Annotated in this window: 15 protein-coding genes and 2 pseudogenes; 9 read left to right on the forward strand and 8 right to left on the reverse strand. The window is 68.8% G+C overall.

The window, feature by feature from the left end; all coding sequences use genetic code 11:
- Window positions 1–94 (reverse strand): annotated as a pseudogene (locus ACWDSJ_RS34550) (cytochrome c oxidase subunit 4); the annotation flags it as partial.
- A gap of 151 nt (window positions 95–245) precedes the next feature.
- Between ACWDSJ_RS34550 and ACWDSJ_RS34555 the strand changes: the two are divergent.
- A complete protein-coding gene (locus tag ACWDSJ_RS34555) occupies window positions 246–758 on the forward strand; it encodes an ImmA/IrrE family metallo-endopeptidase (protein WP_387368375.1) in 513 nt (170 codons plus the stop codon).
- Window positions 759–768: 10 nt separating this feature from the next.
- The gene (locus tag ACWDSJ_RS34560) at window positions 769–1,785 is read left to right on the forward strand and encodes a hypothetical protein (RefSeq protein ID WP_450036991.1); all 1,017 of its coding nucleotides are present in this window, start codon (window positions 769–771) and stop codon (window positions 1,783–1,785) included.
- Between the two features lie 162 nt (window positions 1,786–1,947).
- On the opposite strand, the gene ACWDSJ_RS34565 is transcribed toward ACWDSJ_RS34560, so the two are convergent.
- Entirely contained in the window at window positions 1,948–2,364 is a 417-nt protein-coding gene (locus ACWDSJ_RS34565) for a helix-turn-helix domain-containing protein (protein WP_062508866.1), read from the reverse strand.
- A 358-nt stretch (window positions 2,365–2,722) separates the two neighbouring features.
- Complete coding sequence (locus tag ACWDSJ_RS34570) at window positions 2,723–3,886, reverse strand: steroid 3-ketoacyl-CoA thiolase (RefSeq protein ID WP_387368380.1); 1,164 nt, start codon at window positions 3,884–3,886, stop codon at window positions 2,723–2,725.
- A 139-nt stretch (window positions 3,887–4,025) separates the two neighbouring features.
- Between ACWDSJ_RS34570 and ACWDSJ_RS34575 the strand changes: the two genes are divergently transcribed.
- The gene (locus tag ACWDSJ_RS34575) at window positions 4,026–5,270 is read left to right on the forward strand and encodes a cytochrome P450 (RefSeq protein ID WP_450036993.1); all 1,245 of its coding nucleotides are present in this window, start codon (window positions 4,026–4,028) and stop codon (window positions 5,268–5,270) included.
- Between the two features lies 1 nt (window position 5,271).
- On the opposite strand, the gene ACWDSJ_RS34580 is transcribed toward ACWDSJ_RS34575, so the two are convergent.
- The 4 genes from ACWDSJ_RS34580 to ACWDSJ_RS34595 form a co-directional block, all read right to left on the reverse strand.
- On the reverse strand, window positions 5,272–5,688 hold the full coding sequence (locus ACWDSJ_RS34580; RefSeq protein WP_450036994.1) for a nuclear transport factor 2 family protein: 417 nt from the start codon (window positions 5,686–5,688) through the stop codon (window positions 5,272–5,274).
- 107 nt (window positions 5,689–5,795) lie between these two features.
- Entirely contained in the window at window positions 5,796–6,962 is a 1,167-nt protein-coding gene (locus ACWDSJ_RS34585) for a thiolase domain-containing protein (protein ID WP_450036995.1), read from the reverse strand.
- Window positions 6,959–7,978: a thiolase domain-containing protein gene (locus ACWDSJ_RS34590; RefSeq protein WP_387368465.1), complete on the reverse strand. Its 1,020-nt coding sequence runs from the start codon at window positions 7,976–7,978 to the stop codon at window positions 6,959–6,961. The genes ACWDSJ_RS34585 and ACWDSJ_RS34590 overlap by 4 nt, the downstream gene beginning before the upstream one ends.
- 29 nt (window positions 7,979–8,007) lie before the next feature.
- Complete coding sequence (locus tag ACWDSJ_RS34595) at window positions 8,008–8,970, reverse strand: Zn-ribbon domain-containing OB-fold protein (protein WP_387368467.1); 963 nt, start codon at window positions 8,968–8,970, stop codon at window positions 8,008–8,010.
- Window positions 8,971–9,040: 70 nt separating this feature from the next.
- On the opposite strand from ACWDSJ_RS34595, the gene ACWDSJ_RS34600 reads away from it, so the two are divergent.
- From ACWDSJ_RS34600 to ACWDSJ_RS34620, 5 genes and pseudogenes are all read left to right on the forward strand, one after another.
- The gene (locus ACWDSJ_RS34600; RefSeq protein ID WP_450036997.1) at window positions 9,041–10,078 is read left to right on the forward strand and encodes an LLM class F420-dependent oxidoreductase; all 1,038 of its coding nucleotides are present in this window, start codon (window positions 9,041–9,043) and stop codon (window positions 10,076–10,078) included.
- Window positions 10,045–11,641, forward strand: a pseudogene (locus ACWDSJ_RS34605) (acyl-CoA synthetase). The gene ACWDSJ_RS34600 and the pseudogene ACWDSJ_RS34605 overlap by 34 nt, the downstream one beginning before the upstream one ends.
- A gap of 131 nt (window positions 11,642–11,772) precedes the next feature.
- Complete coding sequence (locus ACWDSJ_RS34610; RefSeq protein WP_450036998.1) at window positions 11,773–13,425, forward strand: acyl-CoA synthetase; 1,653 nt, start codon at window positions 11,773–11,775, stop codon at window positions 13,423–13,425.
- Window positions 13,426–13,506: 81 nt separating this feature from the next.
- On the forward strand, window positions 13,507–14,484 hold the full coding sequence (locus ACWDSJ_RS34615) for an aldo/keto reductase (RefSeq protein ID WP_450037000.1): 978 nt from the start codon (window positions 13,507–13,509) through the stop codon (window positions 14,482–14,484).
- Window positions 14,485–14,549: 65 nt separating this feature from the next.
- Window positions 14,550–15,545: a sigma-70 family RNA polymerase sigma factor gene (locus ACWDSJ_RS34620; RefSeq protein ID WP_387368394.1), complete on the forward strand. Its 996-nt coding sequence runs from the start codon at window positions 14,550–14,552 to the stop codon at window positions 15,543–15,545.
- 1 nt (window position 15,546) lies between these two features.
- Here the strand turns inward: ACWDSJ_RS34620 and ACWDSJ_RS34625 are convergent, their stop codons facing one another.
- On the reverse strand, window positions 15,547–15,954 hold the full coding sequence (locus ACWDSJ_RS34625) for a VOC family protein (protein WP_387368396.1): 408 nt from the start codon (window positions 15,952–15,954) through the stop codon (window positions 15,547–15,549).
- A gap of 122 nt (window positions 15,955–16,076) precedes the next feature.
- Between ACWDSJ_RS34625 and ACWDSJ_RS34630 the strand changes: the two genes are divergently transcribed.
- On the forward strand, window positions 16,077–16,610 hold the full coding sequence (locus ACWDSJ_RS34630) for an AAA family ATPase (protein ID WP_450037002.1): 534 nt from the start codon (window positions 16,077–16,079) through the stop codon (window positions 16,608–16,610).
- Window position 16,611: the final 1 nt, after the last annotated feature.

The raw sequence follows: 16,611 nt of genomic DNA on the forward strand, positions 1-16,611 counted from the left end.
GGAAGTAGGTGCCGACGATCAGGGTCAGCCCCGCGGTCAGCACGATCGCGGTGGTTCCGGCCCACTCGACGCCGGTACGCGACTGGCCGGTGAAGGTGCTGACCGTCGTGGGCGGTCTGATCGCAATGGCGTTGGCGGCGGCCGGATCCGGAGCGGTCAGCTTCCAGAGCGCCTCGGCCGCGCAGGCGCGGATCGACGCCGCGCGCGCGGAGTTCTTCGGGCCGAGGGCATGAGGGGGTGAGTAGATGACCGAGAGCCGGGCCCAGAGCGGCCGTTCCTATCGGCGCGTCGCCGCGGCGGTCGACGCGGTCTGCGCGGTGGCCGCCGACTTCGACGCCACCACGCTCGACGAGGTGGTGCTGGCGATCGCGGCCGAACGCCGCCGTCCCATCGACATCCTCAGCGAACAGCTCGGCCCCGGCGTCTGCGGCCAGCGCCGCAGCTACCCGGACCGGGACGTCATCGTGCTCGCCGCGGCACTGCCCAGCCGCGACCACACCCTCGCGCACGAACTGGGGCACATCGTCTTCGACCACCCCGGCGAACCCGCGACCGAGGTGACCCTCGAGGCGAGCGACGACCTCATCGCCTACATGCTCAGCCAGCGCGCGCACGAGCAGATCGTCGAGGACGGCGGCGACGAGCACTGCGAATGGGAGGCGGAGACGTTCGCGAACATGCTCATGACGAGGCTGCGCGTACTCAACAACCGGGGCGCGGGCGTCTCGGTCCTCCGATTCGACGAGGCGCTGGGGTGAAGGGGACACCATGACGTTCTGGCTCACGGCCCTGCTGGTCTGGATGGCGGCCGGCGCGCGGGTGGGGCGCGTACTGGTCAAACCCGCCACCACCGCGCGCGTCGCGATCGTGGTGGCCGTCGCCGCCGTCGCCGTCGCGGCCACGGTCACCATCCCCGAGGTCGGGGTGCCGCTGGATCATCTGGCGCCGCACGGCATTCGGGGCCGATCGGTGGCCGACCACGCGCAGCTCGCGGCCTGGCTGCTGTTCGCGGTGGCCACCTCCGTGGTCGCCGCCGCGGCCTGGCCGGTCGTCTCGCGGCGCAACCTGCGCCAGATCGCGGCCATGATCTACGCGGCCGGGCTCGTCGCCGTCGCGATCGCGCTGGCCTGGTCCGCGACCTTCGGATGGGTGGCCGTACTGCTCGCGTGCGGGTTCATCGCGGTCACCGGACTGCGCAATCTGGACTGGACCGCGCTCGGCCGCGGCATCGCGCTCTACACCTCGGGAACCGTTGTGGTGGGCGTGCTCTCGGTGCTGACCATCCGGCGGCTGCTCGTCGACGAGGACGCCGCGCGGCCGGGGGAGCCGGGCTGGTTCTGGCCCGCCTGGCAGGCGGCGAGCCTGCTGATCGCGGTGGGCGCGGTGTGGATCGTGCTGGAGCTGTGGGCCCGAGCTCGCCTGCTGCTGCGGCAGATTCGGCTGCTGCACCGGGTCCTGCTCGAACGGTTCCCAGAGGTGGTCGCGCACGACCAGCTCGGATCCACCACGCAGCTCAAGGCGTCCGACCAGGTTGCGCAGATCCTGGACGCGCTGTATCTACAGTCCGGCGGCGGCGTGGAGTTGGCGGCCGCCGGGCCGCCGCCCCGCTCGATCGGCGAACGCGCCGACCAGGTGGCCCGCTGGGCCCGAGAACCCTTGGGCGAGGTGGTCATCGACGCGCGCTGGATCGCCCCGCCGGAGGGCCTGAGCCCGCGCGGCTGGGTCCAGGCCATCGCCCGCGCGTACGAGGGCGCCGATCGGCGGGCGAGTGCCCGGAGTCGCTGAGGTCACAGGACGCCGGAGATTCGCCCAACCGCTCGGTTTGATGTCGTAGGTCACACCGAGGGCATGAGTCGGAACCGAAGCGGCCCGCACGCTTCGGCTCCGTGTCCCAAAACAAACACAGTGCGGTTCCTGAGGCCGCACTGTGTTGCCTTGGGGTACTTCCTATTCCGTGCCGTCCGGCGGAATCTCGGGCAGACCCTCGCTCGCTCGCAGCTTCTCGGCCATCGAGGTGAGCAGGTTCTGTGACTCTTCGGAGAGGTCGAACGCCCTACTCGACAACCGACGGAGTCCGTAGCCTTGCAGCTGGGACAGCAGCTCGAGATCGTGGTCGATCTTGGCCGCGTAGATGTCGTTGAAGAAGTAGTCCGGTTTGACCTTGAAGAACTTCGCCAGCGCAGCCACCGTCTCGTCGGACGGGTTGGTCCGTTGTCCCGACCGCAACTGGGAGAGGTACGGTTTCGAGATCGGATGCCCTGCTGCCGTCAGCGCGGCAGCCACCTCCGCGTTGGTGTGCGGCTTACGCCCCGGGGGATGCACGGTTTCGAACAGCTTGTTCAGCCGCGCCGCGAAATCAGCCATTGTGAGCCGCCCAATTCCCTTCGCTGTACTAACAGTCGTTATCTCGGATACGTATCATTGATATTAGCGGCTAAGTAACTGAAAACCTACGCCTGATTGGCGATTTCCTTGAAGCTTCCAGGGGGCCGGTTCGGGAACGGAAGTGGGTCGGGGCGTTTGCGGGCGACCGCGGCCGTTTGTTGGGAAACGCTGGTACAGACGGATTCTGGCCCGTCGCGAGCTTCCAGCGCGACGGGCCAGGGATAACCGTAGGATAGCTGACGTCTCATCTTCCTGTCTGTACCGCATTTTGTGTGGTGTACGCCACGTTCTGCGGCCCTCGGGATGAACGTTCAACTTGGCCGAAAAGGCCAGTCTCCTAGACGCGTTCGATGATCGTACCCGTCGCAAGTGCGCCACCGGCGCACATGAGGACCATAGCAATCGACGAGTCGGACCGCTCGAGTTCGTGCAAAGCCGTTGTGAGGAGCCGGGATCCGGTGCTGCCCACCGGATGGCCGATCGCGATCGCGCCGCCGTTGACGTTGACCCGGTCCAGATCCGGCTTGTGCACCGAGGCCCAGGACAGCGGCACCGACGCGAACGCCTCGTTGATCTCGAACAGGTCGATATCGGACATGCTCATGCCGGATCGTTCCAGCAGCCGCGCGCACGCCTGCACCGGCCCGTCGAGATGGAACTCCGGTTCCGCGCCGACCAGGCATTGCGTCACGATGCGCGCCCGCGGGCGCAGACCCGCACGCGCGGCGGCCTGTTCGTCCATGAGCAGCACCGCGGCGGCGCCGTCGGAGATCTGCGAGGAGGTGCCCGCGGTGTGGATGCCGTCCTCGAGCACCGGCTTCAGTTTGGCCAGTCCCTCGATCGTGGTGTCCCGCAGACCTTGATCGCGGCTGACGTCGAGCTTCTCGCCGGTGGGGTTGCCCTCCTTGTCGACCTGCGGCGCGGGGACGGTGAGCACCTCGCGGTCGAACCGCCCCTCGGCCCAGGCCCGGGCCGCCAGACGCTGTGAGCGAGCGCCGAATTCGTCGACGTCGGCGCGAGTGATGCCGCGCCGCTTGGCGATTCGCTCGGCGGCCTGGAACTGGTTGGGCATATCGATGTCCCAGGTCGCGGGGCGGCGCGGGCCCGCGTGCTCGCCGACGTTCGCGCCCAGCGGGACGTGCGTCATGGCCTCGACGCCGCAGGCGATGCCGACCTCGATCGCGCCCGCGGCGATGAGCCCGGCGACCAGGTGATTGGCCTGCTGGGCCGAACCGCACTGCGCGTCGATGGTGGTCGCGCCCGCCTGCCACGGCAGGCCGGAATGCAGCCAGGCCGTGCGGGTGACGTTGTTGGACTGCTCCCCGGCCTGCGTCACACAGCCGCCGATGACCTGTTCGACCAGGGCCGGATCGAGCTGGGCGCGCTCGAGGACGCCGCGCTGGGCCGCGCCGAGGATCTCGGCGGCGTGCAGCCCGGCGAGCCAGCCCCCGCGCTTGCCGATCGGGGTCCGCGCGGCCTCGACGATGACGGGTGTGCCCATGGTCCATCCTTCCGACCAGAAATTGAAACAGGTTTCTCCACCTGGAGAAACCGCTGAAAACGGCTCCTTTACTAGTGATACCACCTATGTTGCAATGAGGGTAGAACGTGTTCCAATACGTGTGCGAAGGAGACGACCCGTGGTTGACACTCGACCGGCGCCCCGGCTTCCGGACGGTTTCGACGTGACCGATCCGGATCTGTGGGCGCAGCGGGTTCCGGTCGAGGAACTCGCGGAGCTGCGCCGGACCGCCCCGATCTGGTGGAACCCCAAGTCGCCCGAGGTCGGCGGCTTCCACGACGACGGCTTCTGGGTGGTCACCAAGCACGCCGATGTCAAGGAGATCTCGCGGCGCAGCGATGTGTTCTCCAACTTCGAGAACACCGCGATCCCGCGGTTCAACGACGACATCACCCGCGAGAACATCGAGATGCAGCGCTTGGTGCTGCTGAACAAGGACGCCCCCGAGCACACCAAACTGCGCAAGCTGGTCTCCAAGGGCTTCACCCCGCGCGCGATCAACGGCCTGCGCGCCGAACTCTCGGCCCGGGCCGCCGCGATCGTCGAGGCCGCCGCGGCCGAGGGGTCCGGCGACTTCGTCACGCAGGTGGCGTGCGAGCTGCCGTTGCAGGCGATCGCCGAGCTGATCGGCATTCCGCAGGAGGACCGGATGAAGGTCTTCCGCTGGTCCAACGAGATGACCGGCTACGACGATCCGGACATCGATGTCGATCCGCTGACCGCCTCGATGGAGATCCTCGGCTACGCCTACCAGATGGCCGAGGCCCGCAAGGCCGCGCCCGAGCAGGACATCGTCACCGAGCTGGTGCACGCCGACATCGACGGTGAGGCGCTGACCTCGGAGGAGTTCGGCTTCTTCGTGATGATGCTCGCGGTCGCGGGCAACGAGACCACGCGAAACGCCATCAGCCACGGCATGATCGCGTTCCTGGACAACCCGGACCAGTGGGAGCTGTTCAAGCGGGAGCGCCCGGCGACGGCCGCCGACGAGATCATCCGCTGGGCCACCCCGGTGAGCACCTTCCAGCGCACGGCCCTCGAGGACGTGGAACTGTCCGGCGTCCAGATGAAGAAGGGCCAGCGGGTCCTGATGATCTACCGCTCGGCCAACTTCGACGAGGACGTCTTCGACCGGCCCTTCACCTTCGACATCACCCGAGACCCCAACCCGCACCTGGCCTTCGGCGGCACCGGCGCCCACTTCTGCATCGGCGCCAACCTGGCCCGCCTGGAGATCGACCTGATCTTCAACGCCATCGCCGACCACCTCCCCGACATCACCCGCCTCGGCGACCCCAAGCGCCTCCGCTCGGGGTGGTTGAACGGGATCAAGGAGTTCCCGGTGGACTACCGGACGAGGTGATTCACTCCTTGCGCATGGTCGCCATCGCGCGGTCGGTCTCCCAGAACGCGCGCAGGGCGGTGATCTTGCCGGAGGCGTCGACGCGGTAGGTGAACACGCCCTCCGCGTCGATGACGTGTCCGGCCATGCGGGTGCGGATGAGGCCGGTGAAGGCGATCTCGTGGCCGCAGGCGAAGGAGTCCTCGAAGAGGAACTCGATCGATTCGGTGGGGGCGATGGCCTTGTCCCAGAAGGCGGCGATGGCGTCGCGGCCGCGGTGGCCGCGGCCCTCGGGGTCGAAGACCGAGGGGCCGATGGGGTCCTCGACGATGCCGTCGGGGGCGAACAACTCCAGCCATGCCTGCTTGTCGCGGGCGCGGACGGCGGCTTGGGATGCGCGACCCGCGAGCCGGGCGGGATGATCGGTGGTGGTGGTCATGCTGCCTCGAATGAGTTTGCTGATGAATTTACAAATGTCCTTGAAATCTGCATCAGAACTTGTGGCGAAATCGGATTGTGGCCGCGCACAATCCGTTCCGCCTGAAACTACGGCTGTTCGCTGCCGACCACCCACATGGAGAAGTACTGCGACCCGCCGCCGTATGCGTGACCGAACGCCTTTCGCGCCCCGTCGACCTGGTAGTCACCGGCCCGCCGCATCACCTGTTTGGCCGCCTCGGCGAATCGGATCAGGCCCGAGGCGCCGATCGGATTGGAACTGAGCACGCCGCCGGACGGATTCACCGGCAGCTTCCCGCCGATCTCGGTCTCCTTGGCGTCGGTCAGCTTCCAGCCCTCGCCCTCGGCGGTGAAGCCGAGGTTCTCCAGCCACATCGGCTCGAACCAGGAGAACGGCACATAGATCTCGGCCGCGTCGATCTCCTCGAGCGGATTGGTGATCCCGGCCTGCCGCCACAGCGCCGCGGCCGCGTCCCGGCCCGCCTGCGGGCTGACCTGATCGCGCCCGGCGTAGGCCAGCGGTTCGGTGCGCATCGCGGTGCCGTGCACCCACGCCACCGTGCGGCCCGCGGACTCCGCGGCCTTGGCCGACGCCTCGTCGCCGAGCACGATGGCGCACGCGCCGTCGGAGGAGGGGCAGGTCTCGTCGAAACGGATTGGGTCCCAGAGCATTTGCGAGGCCAGCACCGACTCCATGGTGATGTCGGCCTGCTGGAGATGGGCCAGCGGATTGCGCGCGCCGTTGCGGCGATCCTTCACCGCGACCATGGCGCCGATGTGCAGGGGCGCGCTGGAGCGCCGGATGTAGGCGCGCACGTGCGGGGCGAAGTATCCGCCCGCGCCCGCGCCGACCGGCTTGGTGAACGGCACCGGATTCGACAGCGCCCACATGGCATTGGATTCGGACTGCTTCTCCCAGGCCACCGCGAGCACCTTGCCGTGCACCCCGGCCTGGACCTGGTTGGCGGCGACGATACCGGTCGACCCGCCGACCGACCCCGCGGTGTGCACGCGCAGCATCGGTTTCCCGCTGGCGCCCAACGCGTCGGCGAGGAACAGCTCGGGCATCATCGAACCCTCGAACAGGTCCGGCGCCTTGCCGACCACGACGGCATCGATCTCGGCCATCGTGAGCTCGGCGTCGGTGAGCGCGCGATCGATTGCCTCGCGGATCATCCCGGCCATGGAAACGTCGGTGCGTTTCGTCACGTGATGGGTTTGGCCGGTGCCGAGCACGGCCGTGGGGTTGCTCATCGTGCCTCCAGGGTGGCCACAAGGTTCTGCTGCAACGCCGGGCCGCTCGCCGCGTGGGCGAGGGCGCGCCGGGCGTTGCCGTTGATGATTTCGGTGGCGGCGAAGCCGATGCGTTCCAGACCCGCCGCGAACATGGGATTGCCCGCGAGCGCGCCGCCGGACGGATTGATCCGGGTGCCCGCGCCCAGGCCGAGGGCCTCGGCCAGGATGAGCTGCTCGTGGCTGAACTGGGCGTGCAGCTCGGCGATGTCGAAATCGCTTGCGTCCCCGCCGGTCACGTCCCGCGCGGCCGCGGCGGCCGAGGGCGAGGTGGTGAGATCGCGGGCGCCCAGTACGGGGGTGTCGATCCGATGGGCGATGCCGGTGATCCAGGCCGGATTCGGGCACAGCTCGCGCGCCCGGTCACCGGCCGCGAGCACGACGGCCGCCGCGCCGTCGGTGATCGGCGCGATGTCGTGGGCGCGCAGCGGATCGGCGACATATGGTGCGGCCAAACGCTTTTCGAGATCGGCGGCGTCGCTCGCGGTGACCGCCGCCATATCCTTCTCGGTCCACTTCCCGGCGTCCAGACCGGCCCGCGCCTGGAGCCCGGCCATCGAGACCGCGTCCGGCCACAGCGGCGCGACCAGATAGGGATCGGTCTGCATGGTCAGCACCTGGCGCAGGATGCCCGCCGACGGCTTGCCGAAGCCGTACACCAGCGCCGTCTTCGCCTGTCCGGAGCGGATTTTCACCCACGCCTCGTACAGCGCCCAGGCCGCGTCCATCTCCACGTGCGATTCGTTGATCGGCGGCACCGCGCCGATGGAGTCGATCGCGGAGATGAACGAGAAGGCCCGTCCGGCAAGGTAATCCGAGGATCCGGAGCACCAGAAGTCGATATCGGAGACCGAGATGCCGAGCGTGTCGTACAGCTCGCGGAAGCAGGGCACCAGCATCTCGACGCCGTTGGTGGTGCCGTAGGTCTCGGGGACGTGCGGGGCGTGCGCGAAGCCCACCACCGCGATATCGGTCACGTTGTCGCTCAAGGTCTTTCAGCGCCTCTCTACAGGTGGTGCGCGTAGGTCTCGTATTCGGCGTCGGGCTCGCCGGTGGGCTCGAAGTGGGCCACGTTGTCCAGCCCGTCGTAGGTCCACTCCGCGCGCGGTTTCCACACGGCCTTGACGCGCAGGCCCATGCGCACCTCGCTCGGCTCACAGCCCAGCACCAGATGCAGGAACGGGATGTCCGCGCCGTCGAGCAGGATGTAGGCGGCCACGTACGGCGGCTTGATGCGCTGACCCTGGAACGGCACGTTCACGATGCAGAAGGTGGTGACGATGCCGGTGTCGGCGAGGTCGACGTAGTCCTCGGTCGCCTCGCCGGTGCGCGGGTCGGCGCCGCGCGGCGGGAAGTAGACCTTGCCGTCGGCGGCCCGCGCGCCGATGAGCCTGCCCTCGGCGATGCCGCGCAGGAACACCGTCTCCTGCGGCGAGGCGGTGTGCTTGTAGCGCAGGTCGATCGGGGTCACGATGCCCGTCACCGGTTCGCCGGGGTCGGCGTCGGCGGGCGCGGTGGAGGTGTCGCCGGGCTCGAAACACACGATGTCGCCGATGACGCCCGTGCGCTCGGCGGCCCAGCGCGCCCGCACCCGCATCCCGGTGTGGATGTCCTCGGGCGCGGCGACGTCGACCGCGTGCAGCAGGCCGGTGTCCGCCCCGTCGAGTTTGATCAGCGCGTAGGCGAACGGGCGGTCGAAGGGCTGGCCGGGCAACGGCTCCCGCACCCACGACCACGTCTGCACGGTGCCGACATCGGCGACGTCGACGAACTCGGTGAGCCGTTCGGAGGTCACCGGATCGAACTCCGCGGGCGGAACCAGCACGCGCCCGTCCGAGCCGCGGACCCCGACCACGCGTCCGGCGCGCAACCCGGTGAGGAAGCGCCCGATGGTCGGTCCGACCGAGCGGGTGTAGTCGAACTTCATGCGCAGTTCCGCGGCGAGAATGTCGGGAATTGCGCCGGTCATGGTGTTCCCCTGAGTCACGATATCGAGTAGAACAGGTTCTTATTCTGGTGGCAAGAGAAAGGTCCCGCCCATGCGATTCGGATTGCAGCTCGGTTACTGGGGCGCGCGGCCGCCCGCCCAGGCCGCGGAGATGGTGATCGCCGCCGAGGAGATCGGATTCGACGCCGTCTTCACCGCTGAGTCCTGGGGATCGGACGCGTTCACCCCGCTGGCCTGGTGGGGGTCGGCGACCCGCCGGGTGCGGCTGGGCACCTCGGTGGCGCAGCTGTCGGCGCGCACGCCCACCGCCACCGCCATGGCCGCGCTGACCCTCGACCACCTCAGCGGCGGACGGGCCGTGCTGGGCCTCGGCGTCTCCGGTCCGCAGGTGGTGGAGGGCTGGTACGGGCAGCCGTTCGAGAAGCCGTTGCGGCGCACCCGCGAGTACGTCGACATCGTCCGGCAGGTGCTGGCCCGCGAGGGCAAGGTCACCAGCGACGGGCCGCACTACCCGCTGCCCTACCGGGGTCCGGGCGCGACCGGCCTCGGCAAGCCGCTCAAGCCGATCACCCATCCGCTACGTGCGGATATCCCGATCTGGCTGGGCGCGGAGGGCCCGAAGAACGTGGCGCTGACCGCCGAGATCGCGGACGGCTGGCTGGCCATCTACTACACCCCGCGGCTCGCCGGAATGTACGACGAATGGCTCGACGAGGGGTTCGCCCGCCCGGGTGCGCGGCGCTCGCGCGCGGACTTCGAGATCGCCGCGAGCTGCCAGGTGCTCGTCACCGGCGACACCCGCGGCGAACTCGATCGGATCAAGCCGGTGATGGCCCTCTACATCGGCGGCATGGGCGCTGAGGAGCTGAACTTCCACGCCCAGGTGTACCGCCGGATGGGCTACGGCGAGGTGGTCGACGAGATCACCACATTGTTCCGATCCGGCCGCAAGGACGAGGCCGCGGCGGCCGTTCCGGACGAGCTCATCCTCGACACCGCGATCATCGGCGACGAGGCGCACGTGCGCGAGCAGCTCGAGGTCTGGGCGAAGGCGGGGGTCGGCATGCTGCTCGTGACGACCCATTCGGTGGATCAATTGCGGGCCCTCGCCCCTCTTGTCCAGGGGTAGAACACGTTCTAGATTCGAGGGATGACTTCGACGGAGCAGCTGGGACTGTGGAACATCGCTGCCGCCGCCCCCGAACGGATCGCGGTCGTCGATCCGTCGGGGCGGGAGATCGGCTACGGGGAACTGGCCGGACAGGCCGACCGGATCGCACGGGGCTTGCAGGCCAAGGGGTTACGGCCCGGGGACGTGCTGGTCTCCATGGTGCACAACAGCGCCGAGGCGCTGGCGGTGTACTTCGCCGCGTATCAGGCGGGGCTCTACATCGTCGCGGTGAACTGGCATCTGACCGGACCGGAGGTCGCCTACATCCTCGGTGACAGCGAGGCCAAGGTGTTCATCGCCGACGAACGCTTCGCCGAGGCCGCGCGCATCGCCGCGGACGAGGCGAATGTCCCTGCGGCGGCGCGTTATTCGGTGGGCACGGTCGCGGGCTTCCGGGATCTGGCGGAGCTGGGCGCGGGGGAGACCGGGCGGCCCGAGGTCCGCACCACGGGCGCCCCCATGCTCTACACCTCCGGAACCACGGGCCGCCCCAAGGGCGTTCGGCGCCCGCTGACCGGCGCCGATCCGGATGTGGTCGGCCCGCAGGCGACCGGCTTCTTCGGGTTGTTCGACCTGCGGCCGTTCGACGATCACGTGCACATCTGCGGCTCGCCGCTGTATCACACGGCCGTGCTGAACTTCGCCTCCATCTCGATTCAGTTGGGGCACAAGGTCGTTCTGATGGACAAGTGGGATCCCGAGGAGATGCTGCGGCTGATCGAGCGGCATCGCGTGACGCACAGCCACATGGTGCCCACGCAGTTCCATCGGCTGCTGGCGCTGCCCGAGGACGTCCGCGCGAAGTACGACGTGTCCTCGCTGCGCTGCATGATCCACGGGGCCGCGCCGTGCCCGCAGGAGACCAAGCGGCGGATGCTCGAGTGGTGGGGTCCGGTGGTCACCGAGTACTACGCCGCGACCGAGGGCGGCGGCACCTCCATCACGGGCGCGGAGTGGCTGCGCAAACCGGGTTCGGTGGGCAAGGCGTGGCCGTACGCGGTGGTCAAGGTGCTCGGCGAGGACGGCACGGAGTTGCCGCCCGGCGAGATCGGCCAGGTGTACCTGCGGATGGGCGGGTCCAACTTCGAGTACCACAAGGACAAGGCCAAGACCGAGGGCGCGCGCGTGGGCGATCTGTTCACCGTCGGCGACATCGGGTACATGGACGACGAGGGCTATCTGTTCCTCTGCGATCGGCGCTCGGATCTGATCCTGTCCGGCGGGGTGAACATCTACCCGGCCGAGATCGAGAGCGAGCTGATCACCCATCCGAAGGTCGCCGATGTCGCGGTTTTCGGTGTGCCGCACCCGGATTGGGGCCAGGAGGTCAAGGCCGTCGTGCAGCCCGCGCCGGGGGTGACCGCCGACGACGAACTCACCCGGGAACTGCTGGCGTTCGCCGCCGCCCGGCTGGCCAAGTACAAGCTGCCGCGCAGCGTCGACTATCTGGACGAGCTGCCGCGCGATCCGAACGGAAAGCTCTACAAGCGCAAACTGCGGGAGAGGTATGTGAGCGCCTGATCGCGTGAGCACCCCGCCCGCCCGGCCCGCCGGGCGGGCGTTCGGTGTTGGGAAAGGGCCCTTTCGCCGGTTTTGGTAAACACCGTAAATTGAGTCTTGTCAGGTGCGAGAACGCGTTCTATTTTTGACCTGTGAGCTACAACATAGCGGACCTTGTCGAACACACCATCGACCTCGTGCCGGACCGTGTCGCGCTGGCCGACGACACCCGCTCGGTGACCTACGCTCAGCTGGAGGACCGGGCCAATCGGCTCGCGCACTACCTGCAGGAACACGGGGTTCGACCGGGCGACAAGGTCGGGCTCTACTCGCGCAACACCATCGAGGCCGTGGAGGCCATGGTCGCCATCTTCAAGGTGCGCGCCGTCATGGTGAACGTGAACTTCCGATACGTCGAGAACGAGTTGCAATACATCTTCGACAATTCGGATATGGTCGCGCTTATTCACGAGCGTCGGTATTCCGACCGGGTGGCCGGAGTGCGCCCGAATACGCCGAAGCTGAAGACGGTCGTCGTCGTGGACGACGGTACCGAAGACCGGTTCCCCACCGCAGCGGATTCGGCGGAATACGAGGCCGTGCTGGCCGCCTCCTCGGGCGCGCGCGACTTCGAGGACCGCTCGCCCGACGACATCCTGATGATCTACACCGGCGGCACCACCGGCCTGCCCAAGGGCGTCATGTGGCGGCAGGAGGACTGGTGGCGGGTGCTCGGCGGCGGCATCAGCTTCTACGACGGCAGCTACATCGACGACGAGTGGGAGCAGGCCAAGAAGGGCGCGGCGGGCAACCAGATGGTCCGCTACCCGGCCCCGCCGATGATTCACGGCGGCGCGCTGACCGCGACCTTCCACAGCCTGTTCGACGGCGGCAAGGCCATCATGCTGCCGGAGTTCAGCGCGCACGGCGTGTGGCAGGCCATCGACCGCCACGAGGTCAACATGATCTTCATAACCGGCGACGCCATGGCCCGGCCCATGCTGGACGCGCTGAAGGCCGGGAACCCGGAAACCGGTGAGCCGTACCGGCATTCGAGCCTGTGGGCGCTCGCCTCGAGCGCGGCGCTGTTCTCCCCGGCGCTCAAGGACGAGTTCATCGAGCTGCTGCCGAACACGGTGATCACCGACTCGATCGGCGCCACCGAGACCGGCTTCGGCGGTCTGTCGATCGCCACCAAGGGCGCGACCCACACCGGCGGGCCGCGGGTCAAGATCGACGCGTCCACGCATGTGCTCGACGACGACGGCAATCCGGTGGTCCCCGGTTCGGGGCAGGTCGGATTCATCGCGCGCCGGGGCCACATCCCGGTCGGGTACTACAACGACCCGGTCAAGACGGCGGCGACGTTCAAGGAGTTCCACGGTGTCCGCTACTCCATCCCCGGCGACTACGCCCGGGTGGAGGAGGACGGCACCGTGACCATGCTCGGCCGCGGTTCGGTGAGCATCAACAGCGGCGGCGAGAAGATCTACCCGGAGGAGGTCGAGGGCGCGCTCAAGTGTCATCCGGATGTCTTCGACGCCTTGGTGATCGGCGTGCCCGACGAGCGCTGGGGGCAGCGGGTGGCCGCCGTCGTGCAGTGCCGCGGCGACCGCAGGCCCACCCTCGAGGAGTTGCGGCCGGTGCTGAACCGGGAGATCTCCTCCTACAAGCTGCCGCGCACGCTCTGGTACGTCGAGGAGATCAAGCGGTCCCCGGCGGGCAAGCCCGACTACAAGTGGGCGCACGCGCACGCCGAGGCCAATCCGGCCGACGACGACGCGCCCGCCCCGGCCACCAAATAGCACAGCGCGCCATAGCCTTTCCGATGGACGGCATCGAAAAGGCTATTGGCGATCCTCGGTGCTCTCGATGACGATGTGGGCATGCAGCAACGCGAGCTCGGGGCCACCGGCCCGGCCGTCTCGGCCGTCGGGCTGGGATGTATGGGATTCTCACAGGGGTACGGCCAGGTCGACGACGACGAGTCGGTGGCCGCCATCCACGCCGCGATCGATTCGGGGACAACGCTTTTCGACACGGCCATGAGTTACGGCAGCGGCCACAACGAGCGGCTGCTCGCCCGCGCGCTGCGCGGTGTCGGCGAGAACGTCACGGTCGCGACGAAATTCGGCATCGTGCGCACCGCGGACGGGGTGGGGCTGGACGGCGATCCCGCTCGGGTGCGCGAGTACTGCGACGCCTCGCTGGCCAGGCTGGAGCGCGACGTCATCGATCTGTACTACCTGCACCGGGTCGATCCGCGGGTGCCGGTGGCCGAAACCGTCGGGGCCATGGCCGAATTGGTGACGGCGGGCAAGGTGCGCCACCTCGGCATCTCCGAGGCGACCCCGGAGCAGCTGGCCCGGGCCGCGGCCGTGCATCCGATCGCGGCCGTGCAGTTCGAATGGTCGCTGCTGTGGCGCGAACCGGAGCGGGACGTGGTCCCGGCCGCGCGGGAGCTGGGCATCGGGCTCGTGCCCTACAGCCCGCTGGGCCGCGGGCTGCTGACCGCGACCCTCGACGCGAACACCGTGGGCGCCAGCGCGTTCCGCCGCGACGATCCGCGCTTCCAGGGAGACAGCTTGGCGGACAACCTTTCCCAGGTGGCGGCCCTGCGCGATGTCGCCGCCGGACTCGGGCTCACCGCGGGGCAGCTGGCACTGGCGTGGCTGCTGGCGCGGGGACCGGACGTGGTGCCGATTCCGGGCAGCCGCCGCGCCGCGCGCATCGCCGAGAACGCGGCGGCCGCGGCGGTCGAGCTGAGCGCCGAGCAACTCGACGAACTGGAACGGATCGTCCCGATCGAGGGCTGGGCGGGGGATCGGCGATCGTTCGGGGCGCCGTCGACCACGCGGTCGTAGCACTCGTCGGGAAACCCTCGTTTTCGGGGTATTACTTGTCGGTGCCCTGTGCCAGGCTGTCAGGCATGAGCGAGACGGGCAGTTCCACAGGCACCGTGGACGAGGTGCTGCGCCAGTTCGAGGGGTATCGGCGGGAGCTGTGCGCTTACGCCTACCGGATGTTGGGGTCCTCCTTCGAGGCCGAGGACGCCGTGCAGGAGACCTTCACCCGGGCGTGGAAGGCCTACGACTCCTTCGAGGGCCGGGCCAGCCTGCGGTCGTGGCTGTACAAGATCACGACGAACGTGTGCCTCGACATGCTCGACGGACCGCAGCGCCGGGCCCGGCCGATGGACCTGAACGGCCCGTCCGATCCGGACCGTCCGCTGCCCCCGCCGCAGCCGGACTACGTCTGGATCGAGCCGATCCCCAACGGCCTGGCCTTCGGCTCCGATCCGGCCGAACACGCCACGGCCAAGGATTCGCTGCGGCTGGCGTTCGTGGCCGCGGTCCAGCACCTGCCCGCCACCCAGCGCGCGATCCTGATCATGCGCGAGGTGCTGCGCTTCTCGGCCAACGAGACGGCCGAGGCGCTCACCATGTCGCCCGCCTCGGTCAACAGCGCCCTGCAACGCGCGCGGGCCACCATGGCCAAGGTGCAGCCCAGCCAGTCGAACTCCTACGACGAGAACGACGCGCAGCAGCGCAAACTCGTCGACGGCTTCGTGCGGGCCTTCGAGGCCTACGACATGGACGCGCTCACCGCCCTGCTCAAGGAGGACGTCGCGCTGTCCATGCCGCCGTTCGATCTGTGGGTCAGCGGTCCGGCCAATGTCGCGGAGTTCATGCAGTCGCCGGGCCCGTCGGCGTGCCGGGGCTCCAAGATGATTCCGCTCGCGGGCGCCAACGGCCTGCCCGCGTTCGGGCAGTACAAGCCCAGCGGCGAGCCCGGCTTGTACACCCCGTGGTCGATCACCGTGCTGGAGTTCGACGAGGGCCGGATCAGCGGGCTGAACTTCTTCCTGGACACCGAGCGACTGTTCCCACTGTTCGGGCTGCCCCCGGAGCTCCGCGAGGAGTGAGTCAGCCCGCCATGTGGAAGGGCTCCCAGTGGTGTCCGTCCGGGTCGCGGAAGGCACGCCCGTGCATGCCGACCGCGGCCTCCTGGGCTCGCTTGTCCTCGTTCACCAGTTCGGTGCCGCCCGCGCGCAGCGCGGCCGCGGTCAACTGGTCGACCGCCTCCGGACTGCCCAGCGCGAGGGCGTAGGTGGCCGCGGTGGTGGTTCCCGCGTCGGCGATGGGCCGATCGGTGAACGTCGTGAAGAACGGCTTCACCAGCAGCATCAGGCAGATGTTGTCGTCCACCACCACACAGGCGGCGTTCTCGTCGCTGAAGTCCTGATTCACCTTCCACCCCAGGGTCTCGTAGAAGGTCATGGACCGCTCCAGATCATCCACGGGAAGATTCAAGAAGATCATCTTGGTGGCCATGGTCGGTCCTCTCGACGGCGCGGTCGCGTACGTATGCATCGATAACGACGCCCCGCGCCGCCGGAACTCATCGGCGCGAAAATGAGCGGCGTGTCCGGCATCGGCTCCGATACCTTGCGACCATGACGAACTCCGGAGCCGTCTACCTGATCACCGGCATCCAGGCGGCCGGAAAATCCACCGTGGCGCAGGCGCTGGCCGAGCGGCTACCCCGGTCGGCCCATGTGCGCGGGGACGCGTTCCGGCGGTTCGTGGTCGGCGGCCGGGCGGAGATGGGACCGGAGCCCGGCCCGGAGGCATTGGCGCAGTTGCGACTTCGGCACCGCATCGCGGCGCGGGTGGCCGACGAGTACGCGGCGGCGGGGTTCACGGCCGTGGTGCAGGACGTGTTCCTCGGGGAGATGCTGCCGTACATGATCGACCGCGTGCGGACCGATCCGCTGCACGTCGTGGTGCTGGCCCCGCGGCCCGAGGCGGTGGCCCGGCGCGAGGCGGGCCGGGCCGAGAACGCCTACGGCGCGTTCACGGTCGCCGATCTCGACGCGGTGTTGCGCGCCGAGACGCCGCGGGTCGGATTGTGGCTCGACACTTCGGATCTCACGGTCGGGCAGACCGTGACCGAGATCCTGGACCGCGCCGAGCCGATCCGGCGGTGAG

The sequence above is a fragment of the Nocardia sp. NPDC003482 genome (assembly GCF_053588115.1).